A 15,193-nucleotide genomic window follows, 5' to 3' on the forward strand; every position below is an offset into this window, starting at 1 on the left:
TCTTCATCGCCCTCGCCGGTGAACTCGTCGATGACCGCATGCGCGAGATCGCCGTCGATGCCGTGGCGCAGCAGATCGTGGAGCAGGCGCATGCGCCCGACCGGCTTGCGGTCGAGGATGCTCTTCACGTAGAGCTGCGCGTACGTGCGATCGTCGATATAGCGCCGCTCTTCGCATACGGCGATGGCTTCTTCGATCGCCGAAGGCTCGTAGCCCCGATCGCGCAGTTTCTGCCCCAGTTGCGATTTCGTGAGCCGCTTGCCCGAGAGCAGGCGCACGGCGGCCGCGAACGCCGGAGATGCCGGCGCCGGCGAGTTCATCTTGCGCCACCCGCCTGCGGCTTGGGTGTGCTACTTCTCGGCGACCGCATACCGGACGCTGCCGTTGTCCGCGGCGCTGGGCTGGGATTTCTCCATGAGCGCCCGGATCTTGTCCTCGAGCTCTTCGGCCAGCTCCGGATGCTCCTCGAGATAGGCTTTGGCGTTCTCGCGGCCCTGGCCGATGCGCGTCTCGCCATAGGTATACCACGAGCCCGTCTTGCCGATGATGTTCTGCTCCAGGCCGACGTCGATGAGCGAACCGGTGCGGCTGATGCCTTTGCCGTACGTGATGTCGAACTCAGCGACTTTGAACGGCGGCGCGACCTTGTTCTTGACCACTTTGACGCGCGTGCGCGAGCCGACGACGTCAGTGCCGACTTTGATGGTCTCCAGCTTGCGGATGTCCAGACGCACCGACGAGTAGAACTTGAGCGCGCGGCCGCCGCTGGTGGTTTCAGGGTTGCCGAACATGACGCCGATCTTCTCACGGATCTGGTTGATGAACACCATCGTCGTCTTGGACTTGCTGATCGCCGCGGTGAGCTTGCGCAGAGCTTGCGACATGAGTCGCGCCTGCAGGCCGACGTGCGTATCGCCCATGTCGCCTTCGATCTCCGCTTTGGGGACCAGCGCGGCGACGGAGTCGATCACGACGATGTCGACCGCGTTGGAACGCACGAGCATCTCGGCGATGTCAAGCGCCTGCTCGCCCGTATCCGGCTGCGAGACAAGCAAATTGTCCAGCTCCACTCCGAGGTTGCGGGCATACGCCGGATCGAGCGCATGCTCGACGTCGATGAAGGCGGCGACGCCTCCGCCCTTTTGCGCCTCAGCTATGCAGTGCAGGGTCAAGGTCGTCTTGCCCGATGACTCGGGACCGAAGATCTCGACGACCCGGCCTCTCGGCAAACCGCCGACCCCGAGGGCGATGTCGAGCGCGATCGAACCGGTCGAGATGGTCTCGATCGCCGTGTTGGCCGCCGCCTCGCCCAGCTTCATGATCGAGCCTTTGCCGAATTGGCGCTCGATCTGAGCGACCGCGTTTTCTAAGGCCTTTTCTTTTTCCGACACCGAGATCTCCCTATTTCACCCGACTTGCGGCCGGGGCTCTTGCAACGGCCGAATGAATTCGACCGCTCCATCCGGCTCGTGCCGGAACGCTCCATTATACGCCCGAGCGTGCGGCGTGTCAAAACAATGCCTCCACGTACGACGCCGGGTCGAACGCCTTGAGCTGGTCCACCTGCTCGCCAAACCCGACGTACTTGACCGGCAGGTCGGCTTGATCCATGATCGCTACGACTATCCCGCCCTTGGCCGTCCCGTCAAGCTTGGTGAGGACGATGCCTGTGACGTCGGCCGCTTCGTGGAACAGCTTGGCCTGTGAGAGCGCGTTCTGGCCGGTTGTGGCGTCGAGCACGAGCAATGTCTCGTGCGGGGCCTCTTGGACCTCGCGCGCGATGACGCGGCGGATCTTCTTGAGCTCTTCCATTAGATTGTGTTTGGTCTGCAAGCGCCCGGCCGTGTCGATGAGGACCACGTCGCTGCCCCGGGCTTTCGCCGCCGCCAAGCCATCGAAGACCACCGCGGCAGGGTCCGCCCCCTCGGCGTGGCGCACTAACTCCGCGCCCGAGCGCTTGGCCCAGATCTCCAGCTGCTCGGCCGCCGCCGCGCGAAAGGTGTCCCCAGCGATAAGCAGCACGCTGCGCCCCCGCGCGCGCTCCTGTGCGGCCAGCTTGCCGATGGTGGTCGTCTTGCCCGAGCCGTTCACCCCGACCACGAGCACGACGTGGGGCTTGGTCCGCGCGGGTACCGGCGCAAGCTTGGGATGGGCCAGATAGTCGGCCACGTCGGACCGGAAGACGCGCACGACGTCACCCGCCGCCTGCAGGTTCTGCTGCTGGGCCGCGACCTTGAGCTGGGCGATGATCTTGTCAGTGGTGCTGACCCCGAAGTCAGCCGAGATCAGCGTTTCTTCGAGCTCGTTCCAGAAGGCGTCATCGACGAGCTGGCGCCCCACAAGGGCGTTCCAGTGACCGGCGAGCTCCTTGCGCGTCTTCGAGAGCGCATCGCGCAGGGAGGAAACCCATACCATGGACGGAGTGCTTCGACACCTGCGAGCCGACTAACTTGTGGATAACCCTTTTTTCCGTCTCACGCGCGAGCTCGCTCTCTAGCCGCTTCTGGCCACTGCGAGCGTATCTCCAGGCGCCGCATCCCTTTGGGGTAACTTGAGGCGAATTTCTTCATCCAGTCCTGCGAAAGAACGGTGACGTACTCGAAGTTCTCCCAGATGCCTGGATCGTCATTGGATTCGCGCGCGAGTGCAGTGAAATCGGCTAGACGGTTCCAGCTCCGATTGATCACCGCGCAATAGCGATCGAGGAAGAGTTCTGCATCGACGATCCCCGTCTTGACAAGGATCCCCAGCTCCTCGTACGTGTTGCCGATGAGGATCGCCGCCTGACGCACCTTGACGAAATGCGGCTCGACCTCGGCCGGCGAGGGATCGCGGACGAACGCGACGACGTAACGGCGGAAGGCAGGGTCGGACATCGCGGGCCCCAGCTTGTGCACCACCAGCTGCTCCGCTTGCTTGAATTCGTCCCTGCTGAAGTTCTCGCCGATGCTCAGCATCGCGGCGATCTGATTGCCGGTACGCATGTGGCGCAATTGGATGATCGCCGCGATCGCGGTGGTAGCGATGACCGCAGCGGTCAGCAGCGTTCCGGCGGTGTTGAGCACTTCGAGCGACACGGTTACGTCCGTCCCAGAGCTTACGAGGCTTGCTGGGCTTGCGGCTTCTTGCGCACGTACTTCTGGTGGACAGTCGGGTCGCCTTCGCGGTAGCCCAGATCCATGTGCAGCGTCTTGAGCTTGGAGCGCAGGCGGATGACCGCTTGGGCGTGGATCTGCGACACGCGCGATTCGGACACGTTGAGCACGCTCTTGATGTCCTTGAGCGTGAGCCCCTCGAAATAATAGAGCGAGATGACGGTCCGCTCTTGCGGCGGCAGCGACTCGACGGCGGTCGACAGCGCGGATTTTATCTCGGCGGATTCGACCTGGAACGTCGGATCGGGGCCCGAATCTTTAAGGGTGTCGAGCAGCGCGACGTCATGGCCCTTCTCGTTCGGCAAGAACTCCTCGAGCGACAGGATCGAGGTGCCGCGGATCTTGAGCAGCAGCGTGTGGTACTCTTTGAGCGATAAGCCCAGCTCTTTGGCGACCTCTTCGCCCTCAGGAGCGCGGCCGTGGCGCGCTTCGAGCGAGCCGAAGGTGCGCTCGAGCTCGCGCGCTTTCTGGCGCACCGCGCGCGGCACCCAATCCATGGCGCGCAGCGCGTCGAGGATCGCGCCGCTGATGCGCGTCGTCGCGTAGGTCTCGAACTTCACGCCGCGCGAGTCGTCGTACTTGCCGATCGCGTCGATGAGCCCGAGGATGCCCTCGTTGATGAGGTCGTTGATCTCGACGTGCGACGGAAGATTGACCGATATCCTGCCGGCGACATACTTCACGAGCGGCAGAAACTTGTGGACGATCTCCTCACGGCTGAGGTTGCGCCCGGCGATGGCGTAGGTGCGCGAGGTCACGCGATGCTGTATCATCGTTTGACCTTCGCCTTAGACGATGTGTGGCCGTTGCCCGCCAACAGCTGATTGAGCGCTTCGCGCCGGAACCGGTACTGGCCGCCCGGTGTCTTGATCGCTTCGACCAGCCCCTCGCGCGCCCAACGGCGAATAGCCGCGTCGGTCATATTGAGCTCGCGTGCGACCTCGCCTGAGGTCATCCAATCATTGGCCCGGTTCTTTTTGCGCGTCGCGCGGCGGTCTTCAACCATACGCAAATCGCTGCTCTCTCTAATAACGCGGTCCCAGGCAGGGTCCGGTCGTTTCCCGTTTTTTCGCTTTTATCCCTTTTTTACGAGCTGAACGAGATTATCTATATAGGATACGACCGTAAAACGGAGCACGACGCAACAAGCGGTCGAATAAATTCGACCGCTCCACGGGTTGCTTTCCTGGGCAGGTCAGTCTTGCGGGACGGCCTCGGTCGTGAACGTCACCTTCGTTTCCCCGAACATGATCTTGTCACCATGCCGGAGCGGCGTCGGCGCATGCGGCACGAGGCGCTGCGCGCCGTTGAGCGATGTGCCGTTGGTGCTCTCGAGATCCTCGATGATAAAGCTGCCGTGGCGGCGCACGATGAAGGCATGGCGGCGCGACACGAAATTGCCGAAGTCGAATGGCGCCAGATCGATATCCGGATACACGCCATCGGTGACCGATGCCCGGCCGATCAGCACGACGTCGGTATCGATGGGCAGGTCGATCTCGCTGCCGTCGCGCTCGATATGGACGGTCACGCAGCCGCGCACGGCCGGCGCTTCGAGGCGGCGCGTCGCGGACTCGTCGAGCTGGGCGACTTCTGCCGGCAGCGGCTCGCCGCACATCTTGCAGTAGGTCTCGCCTGCGTAGTTGCGCGCGAAGCAGCGCCCGCATAAGCGCGCGCTCTCATCGCTCCGTACGGCTCCGAATGAAGAGGCCGACGAAGAAGATTTGTGGGTGGGGCCGGACCGATCGCCCGTGCCATCCAACGTCATACGTTTGCTCACGCCAGGCCGGCTTCCTGAAAGCGGGTCTTCCATACGATATCGTATCATCGTCCGCACCTTGGTCGGAGTGACCGAGAACACAGGGCCCCCAGTCGTTTGTTCTCTCCCAGGCCCATTCTAGCCTATTAACGAGGCCGGCGTACTGAGAGTTTCGTTAGCGAGGCCCGGCTACGCATAGCGGATCCTTGGGTTGAGCCCCGCATAGGCGACGTCGATAGCCAGGTTGACGAGCACGAAAGTCGCTGCGAAGAGGAGTATCGAGCCGTTGACGAGCGGGCTGTCGCGGTTGCTGATGGCCTCGAAGGCGAGCCTGCCCACCCCAGGCCAGGCGAATATATGTTCGGTCAGGACTGCGCCGCCCAGCAACAATCCGATCTGCAGCCCGGCCACCGTGACGATGGGGATGAGCGCATTTCGCAGCCCATGGCGCACCACCACCGCCCAGGTTCCCAAGCCCTTAGCCCGTGCGGTGCGCATGTAGTCCATCGACTGGACCTCGAGCATGCTCGCGCGCGTCATCTTGGCGATAATCGCAAGCGGAATCGTGCCGAGCGTGATGGCGGGAAGGACGAGATGGCGCAGCGCATCGCCGAACGCCGCCCAATTTCGCGCAAGCAAGCTGTCGAGCAGGACGAAGTGCGTGCGGGTCTCCACCACGTAGCGCAGCGAGAGCCGTCCGCCGATGGGGAAGAGATCCACGCCGGCTCGGCTGGGCTCGTAGGCGAACAGATACAGCATCATCCAGCCAAGCCAGAACACCGGCACCGACACGCCGAGCAGAACCACGATGTTGATGACGGTGTCAAGCGCGCTGCGGTGGGTCAGCGCCGAGACTATGCCGGCCGGAATGCCCACGAGCACCGCGAACAGCATCGCTGCCAGCGTAAGCTCGACCGTGGCGGGGAAATGTTCCATCAGCTTGGTGCCGACCGGCACATTGTCCTCGAGCGAGCGCCCGAGGTTGCCGTGCCCGACCTGCCAGAGATATGCGGCGAGCTGATCGTACCAGGGTTGGTCGAGACGCAGCTCGTGCGTGAGCCGCTCGATGTCGGCTTTGGTCGCATGTTCGCCCAGCATGATCTGGATCGGATTGCCGGGGATCAAATGCAAGAACGCAAACGAGAGAACGGTGATCGTGAACAAGACGGCGACGAAGCGCAACGCGCGTTGCGCGATGAATCTGGCCACTGTTCAAGGGATTTCCAGGCGCGTGCATGCGGCCCTGCACCCGGAGTAGACGCGTGCGCAGGAGGCGCGGGGCAGACCGCAAAGACCCTCCTTCCTCACCGACTTACGGCGCTTTCTTGTTGGAGCACGTGACGTTTTCATGACATCTGCGACATCTGCGACGGTCTTCTCGATTTCGATTTGGTTCGCCGTCGGCTGCGGCGTTCTCGCCTTGGCGTACGGCGCATACCTGATCGGCTGGGTCCTGCGCCAGCCGGCCGGCAACGAGCGCATGCAAGAGATCGCCGCCGCGATCCAAGAGGGCGCGCTGGCGTACATGCGCCGGCAGTATACGACGATCGCCGTCGTCGCCGCCGTGCTGATCGTCGTGCTCCTCGTGGCCTTCCGCGCGTGGGAGCCGGCTGTCGGCTTCCTGATCGGCGCCATCCTGTCTGGCGCCACCGGCTTCATCGGCATGTCCATCTCGGTACGCGCGAACGTGCGCACGGCAGAGGCCGCAAGAAAGGGACTTGCGGCGGCCTTTTCGGTCGCGTTCAGCGGCGGTTCGATCACGGGACTGCTCGTCGTCGGCCTCGGCATCATCGCGGTCGCCGGCTATTACGCGTTGATGCACTCGATCTACGGCGACGACCTGGGACGCGCGCTCGCCGCGATGGTCGGCCTCGGCTTCGGCTGCTCGCTCATCTCGGTGTTCGCGCGTCTTGGCGGCGGCATCTACACCAAAGCCGCAGACGTCGGCGCGGATCTGGTGGGAAAAGTCGAAGCCGGCATCCCCGAGGACGATCCGCGCAACCCGGCGGTCATCGCCGACAACGTCGGCGACAACGTCGGCGATTGCGCCGGCATGGCGGCCGACCTGTTCGAGACCTATTGCGTGACGACGATCGCGGCGATGCTGTTGGGCTCGCTCGTGTTCGGTTCGCACCCCGCACTGGCGATGGCGTCGACGCTCTTCCCGCTCGCGATCGGCGGCGTGTCCATCATCGCCTCGATCATCGGCTCGTGGTTCGTGCGCATCCGCGGCACCAGCATCATGGCGGCGATGTACACGGGCCTGACGATTGCCGCGGTGCTGGCGGCTATCGCGCTGTATCCGCTCACCAAACACGTGATGGGCGACGCCGACGCCATCATGGGCGGTACCGGCCAGTTCGTCGTATGGCGGTTGTGGGTGTGCGCGCTCGTCGGCCTGGTCATCACCGCGCTCATGGTGATCATCACCGAGTATTTCACCGGCACGCAATTCAAACCGGTCCAGGAGATCGCCAAAGCGTCGACCACCGGCCATGCCACGAACATCATCACCGGCCTGGCGGTCTCGATGCAGGCCACCACGCCGCCGGTGCTGACGATCGTCGCCGGCATCCTCATATCGTATTCGCTCTCGGGCCTGTACGGCGTCGCCATCGCCGTCATGGCGATGCTGTCCATGGCGGGCATCATCGTCGCGCTCGATTCCTATGGGCCGATCACCGACAACGCCGGCGGCATCGCCGAGATGGCCAAGCTCGGACCGGAAGTCCGCGCCATCACCGATCCGCTCGACGCGGTCGGCAACACGACCAAGGCCGTGACCAAAGGCTACGCCATCGGCTCGGCAGCGCTGGCCGCCATCGTGCTGTTCTCGTCGTTCCAACAAGAGCTGTCGAGTGCGGTCGCGCAACTCGTCTTCAAGCTCGACGATCCCTACGTGCTCTCAGGCCTGCTGCTCGGCGGCGCGCTGCCGTACCTGTTCGCGTCGCTGTGCATGGAGGCCGTGGGGCGCGCGGCCGGCGCGGTGGTCGAGGAAGTGCGCCGTCAGTTCCGCGAGATCCAGGGCATCATGGAGGGAACCGCGCGGCCTGAGTACGGCAAGACGGTCGACTTGGTGACGGCCGCTGCGCTGCGCGAGATGCCCGTGCCGGCGCTCATCCCCGTGCTGACACCGATCGCGGTCGTGCTGCTCGGGGTGTTCCACATCTTCACCGGCCACAACGCGTCGCTCATGCTCGGCGGCGTGCTGGTCGGATCCATCGTCACCGGCCTGTTCGTCGCCATCTCGATGACCTCGGGCGGCGGCGCGTGGGATAACGCCAAGAAGTACATCGAAGACGGCCACTACGGGGGCAAGGGCAGCCCGGCGCACGCGGCTGCGGTCACCGGCGATACGGTCGGCGATCCCTACAAAGACACCGCGGGACCGGCCATCAACCCGATGATCAAAGTCCTCAACATCGTCTCGCTGCTGTTGGTGCCGTTCCTGAAATAGACGGCCGCGCTCGAGACCGCGGGATCACATCTGCAGGACGAGCGCGATGTTATCCGTGTAGCCATCGTTCGAGCTGCCCTCGAAGCGCGTCGAGGTGATCTTGATGCCGATGGAGCGGGTGCCTGCCGGCACGGCGCCACTGGAGGCTCGCCGCAAGAGGGCGGTCAGGCCGCCGCGCTGCGCGCTCGTGACTGGTCCCAAAACGGTCTGCCCGAGCTTCCCTCGATCCGCGCCGTAGAAGGTCGCGCTGACCGTCGCATAGTCGTTCTGGCCTGCCCAACCGCCGATCCACGCGGAAAACGCATACTTCACCTTGCCGCTGTCGATGGCCGTGGCGAGAAGCGACACGTCGATGCTCTGGCTCGCCGTAGAGAGCGGATCGCTAGTGCCGCCCGAGAACAGGTGCTCGCCGCGATCGCTGGGACCGGGTGTGAGCTTGGACGGATAATCGTCATAGCCGTAGTCGACCGCGGTGAAATGACCGGTCGTCGTCCAACCCGGAATGGTGGTGCTGCCGGACTGCGGCAGGCCGGGTCCCGCCTCAGCCCCGCCGTTGACGACGAGATTGTGGCCAAGCAGCGAACTCGAGGGTGCCGCATCAGCGCGGACGAGGCACGGCGACATGGCGAGCGCGAGGGCGATACACAGACCAAAGCGGCGCGCGTATGACATGTGAGCGTCCTTTCAGAGGCCTAGAAGGTGGCCGAGACTGGGCCAGAGATGGTTCACTTCGTGGAGCAGGCGATGGTACACGCCGAGTTCCCAGGCCCGGCCTTGCGGGAAGATCGCGACCACGCCGGCCAACACGATCGAATAGAAGATCAGCCCGAGCAGCCACCAGATCAACCCCGTGAACGTGACCTTGGGCAGCCAGCTCAAGTTCAGGCGCCACGTGCGCGGCGTCTTCGGCGCGATGGTCGACATCGGGATGTTCTGGACGCGCGATTGGCCGCCGCCTTCATCGCCGCGATTGATGGAGCCCTGCCCTTCGGGCCCGCCGCCGTGCAGCCGGGTGATCTTGCGGCGTTCGTCAGGATTGAGGTCGACGAAATCCGCAAGCGTGTGGAAACCGCCGAGCTCGTCCTCGGTCTGCAACCGCACGCTGATGAGACCGCGGACGGTGGCGTTGATCGTGCGCAGGTCGATGATCGAGAACAGCACGGTGCCGGCCGGGATCTCGACCGGGAACGTCGTGAGCAGCCCTTTTTCGTCGAGATGCGTGACCCGGCCGGTCAGATCGAGGTTATACTCCGTGTTGCGCGCCTGCATCTGCGCGGCGACGGGCAGCGGTGTCGGCAGGTTCTCGCGGTCATCGAACGGCACGCAGGCGCTCCTTACAGACTCACTGCGCGCCGCCGGGTAGAGGCGTGGCGACGATCAGCGTCGCGTGCATCACGGGATTAAACCCGTCTAGATAATCCCATTTTCCCAACTCGAAGAACTGCAAGGTCTGGCTCTGCCCCGGGTCGATCTGCCCCGTATCCCACGACCCGTCGGAGGCGGTGGCCGCGTGGGGCTTCTTGTCGGCATTCGTCCATGCCACGCTTTGGCCGGGACTGACCCGCACGACTGCTGGGTGAAATCCATCCTTGTCGATCGTGACGGGGACCGGCGTCGCCGCCGGCGTGGGGGTCGGGACGGGCGTCCCAGTCGGTGACGGCGACGCTGCCGGTGACGCGGTCGCGCCTGGCACCGGGGTGGCCGCCGCGACGGTTTGCGGAAGGGCGCCGCGCGCGATGGCGAATCCGCCGGCTGCGCATAACGCCACCATTAGCCCAAGAATGGAAGCTCTTTGACGGCTTCGCGGTCCCCTCAACAAGCCACTACCCCACTCGGGTCCTGAGTCCAATACTCCCCGCGACCTGCATAAGGCGTCAGGTCGCTGGACCGGGTATATCATTGCATGCCTGAAGCGCCCGACCTCTTAAGGATATCGGCCGGCGGCGGTCGTCCCGCACGCCTTTGGCCAGTGCGGCGGCCGCAACGACCACACACGACCGCTTCGTTTCAATATCGGAGCCATGATGAGTGAACCGGCGCACACCACGCGCTCGCGACTGACCCGACGATGCTTTCTGTGCGGCTTGCAAGGGTTCGCGTTGTCGGCGGCAGCTCTGGCGAGCCGCCCCGGGCTCGCGCTGGCCGACGACCACGCCCAAGAGCGCAGCATCGGCCAGCAAGTCTACGACGACCAGCGCAAGCAGGGACTGATCCTCGACACGTCGCCCTACTATGATATCCTGCGCGAAACCGGCGCGCGCATCTCGACCGCCGCCGCACCGCACTGGTACACGATGAACTGGGTCATCGTCAAGGGCGCGCAGGCCAACGCCTTCTCGGTGCCGGGCGGATGGGTCTATGTCAACGAAGGCCTGCTGCGCCAAGCCGAAAACGTCGAGGAGCTGGCCAGCGTCGTAGCCCACGAGACGGGCCACATCGTGCTTGGCCACGTGATGAACCGCCTCAAGCAAGCGCAGGATCTGAATATCCTGTTCGCGATCGGCAGCTTGTTCGTGCGCACCCAGGGCGCCGCGAACGTCTACAATCTTGCTCAGCTCGGCGCTGGATACGGTTTCTTGAACTTCTCGCGCCAACAAGAATACCAGGCCGACCACGAAGGCGTCATCCTCGCCAACGGCGCGCGCTACAATCCGTGGGGTATGGTGTGGTTCTTCCAAAAGCTTGAAAAGCTGTACGGCGACGCCGGCTTCGAGTCGTACGTCCAAGACCATCCGTCGACCAAGGAGCGCATCGCGCGCATCGAATCGTTTTTCGCCAGCGAGCCGCAGACGTACGGGCACTGGACGAGCCAGCTCGTGGCGCGCGGTGGCCTGGCGCAAGGCGATCCGAACACGCGTCTGATCATCAACCCATCGTGACATCGGCAAGCGGCGCGACCTTCGGTCGCGCCGCCTGCCGATGGGGATCTGCGTGGTCTGTGACTAGTTGATCTCGACCTTGGCGCCTTCGCCTTCGAGTTTGGCCTTGATCGCCTCGGCCTCTTCCTTGGTGACGCCCGACTTGACCGGCTTGGGCGCGCCTTCGACGAGGTCTTTGGCCTCTTTCAGGCCCAAGCCCGGCACGACTTCGCGCACGACCTTGATGACGTTGATCTTCTTCTCGCCCGCGGCGGTGAGGATCACGTCGAACTCGGTCTTGGCTTCGGCGGCGGGTGCTGCCGCGCCGCCGGCCGCCGGAGCGGCCATCGCGACCGGGGCTGCAGCCGAGACGCCGAACTTGTCCTCGAGCGACTTGACCAGCTCGTGGAGTTCGACGACCGAGAGCTTGTCGATCTGATCCAGAATATCCGTAACTGCCATGATTGCGTTGAATTCCTTTCTTGACGCCCGCGATCAAGATCGCGGGATTACATCAGACCGCGGGTTGCGCGTCCGACCGTTGTGCGTGCAAAGCGTGCAAGGTGCGCACGAGCTTGCTGATGCCCGAGTGCAGCGTGCCGTGGAGCCGGTAGAACGGCGCCTTGAGACTGCCGACGAGCGCGGCGTGCAGCTCGCGCCGGCCGCGGATCTTGGAAAGCGCTTCGACCTCTCCGGCTGCGAGGAAGCGGCCATCGACGAGCCCAGCCTTGATCTGCAGCTTCTTCGAGTCGCTCGCGAACTTCGCCAGCGCCTTGGCAGCCGCCACAGGATCCGACTTCACGAACGCGACGGCGGTCGGGCCTGCGAGGATGTCCTTGAGCTGGGCGCGCCGCTCGTCGCCGACGGCGATACCGAAGAGCGTGTTCTTGACGACCGAGTAGCTCGCCGCGTCCTTGCGCAGCTCGTCGCGCAGCGTCCGCAGTTCGCCGACCGTCAGGCCACGATAGTCAGTGAAGAACAGACTGGCGCTCCCGTCGACCCGTTTGCGCAGCTCTTCGATCTCCGCGTTTTTCTTTTCTGTTGGCATAGATTCGATTCACCTCCGATCGCTCGGTCGAACGATTTCGACCGTTTCGGCCGAATAAATTCGGCCGCTCCAAGTAAAAGCGCCCTCTCGAGCGGCTCGAGAAAGCGCTTGGCGATCGGGGTTTCGGTCGAATGAATTCGACCGCTCCATGTTCGCTGTTCGCTTCCTCGGCAGGCCTCTTGCGAGATTACCGCAACCCCGTGCGGGCTGCGACCTGCGGTCATCGGACGCTTCGGGCTTTCGCCCGACGGTCGAATGAATTCGACCGCTACACTTTTCGGTCGACTAAAGTCGACCGCTACATCTTTCTGGTTAGGCTGCGGCCGCCGATTTGAGCCTCGTCGGATCGATCCGCACGCCCGGACCCATCGTGCTCGTCACCGTGACGCTCTTGAGATAGGTCCCTTTGGCGGAGGCGGGCTTCGCTCTGACGATCGCGTCCATCACGGCCGTCACGTTCTCGAGCAGCGCCTGCTGATCGAAGGATGCTTTGCCCACGACGACGTGGATGTTGGCCGCCTTGTCCAAGCGGTATTCTACCTTACCGGCCTTGATCTCCGCAACCGCTTGCTTGATGTTCTGCGTCACCGTCCCGGTCTTCGGGTTGGGCATGCGCTGAGCGAGGATCTTGCCGAGGTTGGAGCCGACGGCACCCATCATGTCCGGCGTGGCGACCGCGACGTCGAAATCCAGCCAACCGCCTTTGATGCGGTCGATCAGATCCTGATCGCCGACCACGTCCGCGCCTGCCTCTTGCGCCTCTTTCGCGCGCTCGCCCTTGGCGAACACGATCACTTTTTTAGTCTGACCCGTACCGTGCGGCAACACCACGGTGCCGCGCACGTTCTGCTCGGGCTTCTTCTGGTCGACGCCCAGGCGCACGTGGAGCTCGATCGTCTCGTCGAACTTCGCCTTCGCGTTGGCCTTGACCAGCTCGACCGCGCGCGCCGTATCGAACAGGCGCTCGTCGCCTAACGCTTTGAGGGCTTCGCGATATTTCTTTCCAGGTTTTGCCATGGTCGTTTGTTCCTCCCGTGGTGCGTGCGGCTTTCGGCCTCCCACGATCCGGTCGAGTAAACTCGACCGCTACATCTCAATCGGGCTAGCCGACTTCGATGCCCATCGAGCGCGCGGTGCCGGCCACGATCTTCGCGGCCGCGTCGATGTCGTTGGCGTTGAGATCCGCCATCTTCGCCTTGGCGATCTCGCGCACTTTGTCCATCGAGATCTTGCCGACTTTCTTGCGGTTGGGCTCGCCCGAACCTTTCTCCACGCCGGCCGCCTTCTTGATGAGCTCCGATGCCGGCGGCGTCTTGAGCACGAACGTGAACGAGCGGTCCTCGAACACCGTGATGACGGCCGGAATGATGTTGCCTTTGTCCTTTTGCGTGCGCTCGTTGTACGCTTTGCAGAACTCCATGATATTGATGCCGTGCTGGCCGAGCGCCGGGCCGACGGGCGGCGCGGGCGTCGCGGCACCGGCCGGACACTGGAGCGTTATCTTCGCGATGACTTTCTTCACTGTCTATACCTTTTCAACCTGATAGAATTCGAGTTCCACCGGCGTCTCCCGGCCGAAAATCGAGATGAGCGCGCGCAGGCGCTCTTTTTGCGGGTCGATCTCGTCCACCGTACCGGTGAAATCGAAGAACGGCCCCGAGGTCACCTTCACGCGATCGCCCTTGGCGAAGTCGATCTTCAGCTTGGGCGTCTCGATGCCCATCTGCTTGAGGATCGTCTTGACCTCTTTGTCGGCAAGCGGCAGCGGTTTCTCGCCCGAGCCCGGCGAGCCGACGAATCCGGTGACGCCCTGCGTGTTGCGCACGACGTACCACGACTGGTCGGTCATCTTCATCTCGACGAGCACGTAGCCCGGATAGACCTTCTTCTCCACCTCTTTGCGCTTGCCGTCCTTGAATTCGACTTCTTTGTCGGTCGGCACGAGCACGCGGTACACGAAGTCCTGCATCGCCATCGATTTGATGCGCCGTTCGAGATTGGCCTTGACCTTGTTCTCGTAGCCCGAATAGGTGTGCACGACGTACCACTTGCGATCCGGATCTTCCGGGGTCGCCAGCAGTTCGGCCGCGAGCGCGGCTGCGTCCTGATCGATCTCTTGCTGTTGCACGTCTTCCATCACGCCGTCAAGCCGCCGGTATATGGAAGACGAATTCGACGATGCGGCTGATCAGCGACGTCCAGATCGCCACCACCGCCACCAGCCCGACCGTGATGAGGGTCGCCGAGACCCACTCGTCGCGGCTGGGCCAGGTCACGCGCTTCATCTCGGACACGATCGCGCGGTAGCCGTCGACGATGCGCCGCCACTGGCGCTCGCGCTCTTCGGCGCGCGCCTCTTTCTCTTTGTCTTTCTCTTTCGCCACCGGCTTGGCGTCGATCTCGTCGACGGGTCTGCCTGGGGCTGTGATGCGCTTCATCGTTTCCTTTCGGTCGAATGAATTCGACCGCTACATATCTTCGAAGGTCTGGCAGGGCGGACAGGACTTGAACCTGCAACCAACGGTTTTGGAGACCGCTACTCTACCAATTGAGCTACCGCCCTATCGGGTCTCTTTGTGGGCCGTGTGGCACTTGCACCAGCGGCAGTACTTCTTCAGCTCCAGCCGCGCGCTCGTATGCTGCCGGTTCTTCATCGTCGTGTAGTTGCGGCGTTTGCAGTCGCCGCAGGCCATCGTCACGATCACTCTATTATCTTTCTTCGCCATGTGCTGTTATTCGATCACCTTGGTGACGACGCCGGCGCCGACCGTGCGTCCGCCCTCGCGGATCGCAAAGCGCAAGCCCTCTTCAGCCGCGATCGGCGTGATCAGCTCCACCGTCATCTTCACGTTGTCCCCGGGCATCACCATCTCCACGCCATCGGGCAGGGTGATCGAACCCGTCACGTCGGTCGTG

21 protein-coding genes and 1 tRNA gene are annotated in these 15,193 nt (G+C 63.6%); 2 read left to right on the forward strand and 20 right to left on the reverse strand.

Annotated elements, in window-relative coordinates; translation table 11 throughout:
• The 8 genes from VKF82_03775 to VKF82_03810 form a co-directional block, all read right to left on the reverse strand.
• The coding region (locus tag VKF82_03775; protein ID HME81180.1) for a regulatory protein RecX at positions 1 to 320 on the reverse strand (320 nt) is incomplete at its 3' end.
• A 30-nt stretch (positions 321 to 350) separates the two neighbouring features.
• On the reverse strand, positions 351 to 1,391 hold the full coding sequence (gene recA, locus VKF82_03780) for a recombinase RecA (GenBank protein HME81181.1): 1,041 nt from the start codon (positions 1,389 to 1,391) through the stop codon (positions 351 to 353).
• A 118-nt stretch (positions 1,392 to 1,509) separates the two neighbouring features.
• Positions 1,510 to 2,415, reverse strand: coding sequence for a signal recognition particle-docking protein FtsY (gene ftsY / locus VKF82_03785; GenBank protein ID HME81182.1), 906 nt, complete (start codon positions 2,413 to 2,415; stop codon positions 1,510 to 1,512).
• Positions 2,416 to 2,474: 59 nt separating this feature from the next.
• A complete protein-coding gene (locus VKF82_03790; protein ID HME81183.1) occupies positions 2,475 to 3,077 on the reverse strand; it encodes a hypothetical protein in 603 nt (200 codons plus the stop codon).
• Positions 3,078 to 3,097: 20 nt separating this feature from the next.
• Complete coding sequence (locus VKF82_03795) at positions 3,098 to 3,928, reverse strand: FliA/WhiG family RNA polymerase sigma factor (protein HME81184.1); 831 nt, start codon at positions 3,926 to 3,928, stop codon at positions 3,098 to 3,100.
• Entirely contained in the window at positions 3,925 to 4,161 is a 237-nt protein-coding gene (locus VKF82_03800; GenBank protein ID HME81185.1) for a helix-turn-helix domain-containing protein, read from the reverse strand. Before VKF82_03800 ends, VKF82_03795 begins: the two co-directional genes overlap by 4 nt.
• Before the next feature lie 189 nt (positions 4,162 to 4,350).
• Positions 4,351 to 4,935 carry an FHA domain-containing protein gene (locus VKF82_03805; protein ID HME81186.1) on the reverse strand — a complete coding sequence of 195 codons (585 nt, stop codon included), beginning with the start codon at positions 4,933 to 4,935 and terminating at the stop codon, positions 4,351 to 4,353.
• A gap of 168 nt (positions 4,936 to 5,103) precedes the next feature.
• A complete protein-coding gene (locus tag VKF82_03810; GenBank protein HME81187.1) occupies positions 5,104 to 6,123 on the reverse strand; it encodes an ABC transporter permease in 1,020 nt (339 codons plus the stop codon).
• 139 nt (positions 6,124 to 6,262) lie between these two features.
• Between VKF82_03810 and VKF82_03815 the strand changes: the two genes are divergently transcribed.
• Entirely contained in the window at positions 6,263 to 8,371 is a 2,109-nt protein-coding gene (locus VKF82_03815; protein HME81188.1) for a sodium-translocating pyrophosphatase, read from the forward strand.
• Between the two features lie 24 nt (positions 8,372 to 8,395).
• Here VKF82_03815 and VKF82_03820 read toward each other — a convergent pair whose 3' ends face one another.
• The 3 genes from VKF82_03820 to VKF82_03830 are packed head-to-tail and all read right to left on the reverse strand — an operon-like array spanning position 8,396 to position 10,142.
• A complete protein-coding gene (locus VKF82_03820; GenBank protein ID HME81189.1) occupies positions 8,396 to 9,043 on the reverse strand; it encodes a hypothetical protein in 648 nt (215 codons plus the stop codon).
• Between the two features lie 12 nt (positions 9,044 to 9,055).
• Complete coding sequence (locus VKF82_03825; GenBank protein ID HME81190.1) at positions 9,056 to 9,694, reverse strand: hypothetical protein; 639 nt, start codon at positions 9,692 to 9,694, stop codon at positions 9,056 to 9,058.
• Between the two features lie 19 nt (positions 9,695 to 9,713).
• On the reverse strand, positions 9,714 to 10,142 hold the full coding sequence (locus VKF82_03830) for a cupredoxin domain-containing protein (GenBank protein HME81191.1): 429 nt from the start codon (positions 10,140 to 10,142) through the stop codon (positions 9,714 to 9,716).
• 250 nt (positions 10,143 to 10,392) lie between these two features.
• Here VKF82_03830 and VKF82_03835 point away from each other — a divergent pair, with 250 nt between their 5' ends.
• Positions 10,393 to 11,250: a M48 family metalloprotease gene (locus VKF82_03835; GenBank protein HME81192.1), complete on the forward strand. Its 858-nt coding sequence runs from the start codon at positions 10,393 to 10,395 to the stop codon at positions 11,248 to 11,250.
• A gap of 63 nt (positions 11,251 to 11,313) precedes the next feature.
• On the opposite strand, the gene rplL is transcribed toward VKF82_03835, so the two are convergent.
• The 9 genes from rplL to tuf form a co-directional block, all read right to left on the reverse strand.
• The gene (gene rplL, locus VKF82_03840; GenBank protein ID HME81193.1) at positions 11,314 to 11,691 is read right to left on the reverse strand and encodes a 50S ribosomal protein L7/L12; all 378 of its coding nucleotides are present in this window, start codon (positions 11,689 to 11,691) and stop codon (positions 11,314 to 11,316) included.
• A 52-nt stretch (positions 11,692 to 11,743) separates the two neighbouring features.
• Entirely contained in the window at positions 11,744 to 12,277 is a 534-nt protein-coding gene (rplJ, locus tag VKF82_03845; protein ID HME81194.1) for a 50S ribosomal protein L10, read from the reverse strand.
• Between the two features lie 312 nt (positions 12,278 to 12,589).
• On the reverse strand, positions 12,590 to 13,294 hold the full coding sequence (gene rplA / locus VKF82_03850) for a 50S ribosomal protein L1 (GenBank protein ID HME81195.1): 705 nt from the start codon (positions 13,292 to 13,294) through the stop codon (positions 12,590 to 12,592).
• Positions 13,295 to 13,379: 85 nt separating this feature from the next.
• A complete protein-coding gene (gene rplK / locus VKF82_03855) occupies positions 13,380 to 13,799 on the reverse strand; it encodes a 50S ribosomal protein L11 (GenBank protein ID HME81196.1) in 420 nt (139 codons plus the stop codon).
• A 3-nt stretch (positions 13,800 to 13,802) separates the two neighbouring features.
• Positions 13,803 to 14,417 carry a transcription termination/antitermination protein NusG gene (nusG, locus tag VKF82_03860; GenBank protein HME81197.1) on the reverse strand — a complete coding sequence of 205 codons (615 nt, stop codon included), beginning with the start codon at positions 14,415 to 14,417 and terminating at the stop codon, positions 13,803 to 13,805.
• A 4-nt stretch (positions 14,418 to 14,421) separates the two neighbouring features.
• Positions 14,422 to 14,715 carry a preprotein translocase subunit SecE gene (gene secE / locus VKF82_03865; protein ID HME81198.1) on the reverse strand — a complete coding sequence of 98 codons (294 nt, stop codon included), beginning with the start codon at positions 14,713 to 14,715 and terminating at the stop codon, positions 14,422 to 14,424.
• Positions 14,716 to 14,764: 49 nt separating this feature from the next.
• Positions 14,765 to 14,840: transfer RNA gene (locus VKF82_03870), tRNA-Trp, on the reverse strand.
• Positions 14,839 to 15,003, reverse strand: coding sequence for a 50S ribosomal protein L33 (gene rpmG, locus VKF82_03875; protein ID HME81199.1), 165 nt, complete (start codon positions 15,001 to 15,003; stop codon positions 14,839 to 14,841). Before rpmG ends, VKF82_03870 begins: the two co-directional genes overlap by 2 nt.
• A gap of 6 nt (positions 15,004 to 15,009) precedes the next feature.
• Positions 15,010 to 15,193, reverse strand: a 184-nt coding sequence (gene tuf, locus VKF82_03880; GenBank protein ID HME81200.1) for an elongation factor Tu, incomplete at its 5' end; no start/stop codon positions are given.

The organism is Candidatus Eremiobacteraceae bacterium (assembly GCA_035314825.1).
Classification (GTDB): Bacteria; Vulcanimicrobiota; Vulcanimicrobiia; order Eremiobacterales; family Eremiobacteraceae; genus JAFAHD01.

Excerpts from the sequence above, each read along its gene's own strand:
- VKF82_03835 (HME81192.1), top strand. The coding sequence starts at position 10,393 with ATGATGAGTGAACCGGCGCACACCACGCGCTCGCGACTGACCCGACGA.
- VKF82_03795 (HME81184.1), bottom strand. The coding sequence starts at position 3,928 with ATGATACAGCATCGCGTGACCTCGCGCACCTACGCCATCGCCGGGCGC.
- VKF82_03800 (HME81185.1), bottom strand. The coding sequence starts at position 4,161 with ATGGTTGAAGACCGCCGCGCGACGCGCAAAAAGAACCGGGCCAATGAT.
- rplJ (HME81194.1), bottom strand. The coding sequence starts at position 12,277 with ATGCCAACAGAAAAGAAAAACGCGGAGATCGAAGAGCTGCGCAAACGG.
- rpmG (HME81199.1), bottom strand. The coding sequence starts at position 15,003 with ATGGCGAAGAAAGATAATAGAGTGATCGTGACGATGGCCTGCGGCGAC.
- VKF82_03820 (HME81189.1), bottom strand. The coding sequence starts at position 9,043 with ATGTCATACGCGCGCCGCTTTGGTCTGTGTATCGCCCTCGCGCTCGCC.
- rplL (HME81193.1), bottom strand. The coding sequence starts at position 11,691 with ATGGCAGTTACGGATATTCTGGATCAGATCGACAAGCTCTCGGTCGTC.
- rplA (HME81195.1), bottom strand. The coding sequence starts at position 13,294 with ATGGCAAAACCTGGAAAGAAATATCGCGAAGCCCTCAAAGCGTTAGGC.
- VKF82_03830 (HME81191.1), bottom strand. The coding sequence starts at position 10,142 with ATGGTGGCGTTATGCGCAGCCGGCGGATTCGCCATCGCGCGCGGCGCC.
- VKF82_03815 (HME81188.1), top strand. The coding sequence starts at position 6,263 with ATGACATCTGCGACATCTGCGACGGTCTTCTCGATTTCGATTTGGTTC.
- ftsY (HME81182.1), bottom strand. The coding sequence starts at position 2,415 with ATGGTATGGGTTTCCTCCCTGCGCGATGCGCTCTCGAAGACGCGCAAG.
- secE (HME81198.1), bottom strand. The coding sequence starts at position 14,715 with ATGAAGCGCATCACAGCCCCAGGCAGACCCGTCGACGAGATCGACGCC.